This is a genomic window from Kineococcus siccus (assembly GCF_009906795.1).
GTDB classification, from domain to species: Bacteria; Actinomycetota; Actinomycetes; order Actinomycetales; family Kineococcaceae; genus Kineococcus; species Kineococcus siccus.
Window position 1 is genome coordinate 1 of sequence record NZ_JAAALN010000429.1, and the last position, 766, is coordinate 766.

The following is a 766-nucleotide window of genomic DNA, read 5'->3' on the forward strand; positions in this document are numbered from 1 at the left end:
CGGCCGACGGGCAGACCGCGGGCCGGCGGCCCCCGCGCCGGTGGCGGGCCCGCGTCCGGCGCCTGCCCGACACCGTGTCGCTGCCCGCGGCGCCCGGCGACGACGACCGCGGCCCGGCCGGCCCGTCGGGCGCCGTCGCCCTGGGGGTCGGCGGGGACGACGCCGGCGTCGTCGCCGTGCGCGTGGACGCCCCCGTCGTGGTCGCCGGACCACCGGGCAGCGGGCGCAGCGCCGTGCTGCGCACCCTCGCCCGCGGCCTGCCCGGCCGCTGCGTGGTCGTCGCGTCCGACCACGCCGCCCTGCGGGGCCTCGACGCCCCGCTGCTCGGACCGGGCGACGGCGTCGACCTCGCCCGGCGCCTCGCGGCCGACCCCGCCACCGTGGTCCTCGTCGACGACGCGGTGCGGTTGCTGGACACCCCGGTCGAGGAGGTCCTGCTGGCCCGGGCCCGGCGGGGCCCCGCGGACGGCGGGGGCCCGCTGCGCCTCGTCGCGACCGCCGACGGCGCCGAGCTCGCCGGGAGCTTCCGCGGGCTGCCGGCCGTCCTGCGCACCGCCCGGACCGTGCTGCTGCTCGGCCGCGGCGGCCTGGTGCCCGCCGACCTGCTGGGCCGTCGCCCCCTGCTCTCGCCCGCGGGCGGTCCCGGGGCGGGCTTCCTCGTGGTCGACGGGACCTGGACGGCCCTGCGGACGGCCGGCCCGGAGGTCCTGCGCTGACGGCCGGCGCCGCCCTACCGTGAGCCCGTGACTCCCGCCGACCCCGGCTC

Annotated in this window: 1 protein-coding gene; it reads left to right on the plus strand. The window is 83.0% G+C overall.

Annotated elements, in window-relative coordinates:
• Positions 1-716: ATP-binding protein (locus GTR02_RS21970; protein ID WP_276611150.1), on the plus strand; the 716-nt coding region annotated here is incomplete at its 5' end.
• Positions 717-766 lie beyond the last annotated feature (50 nt).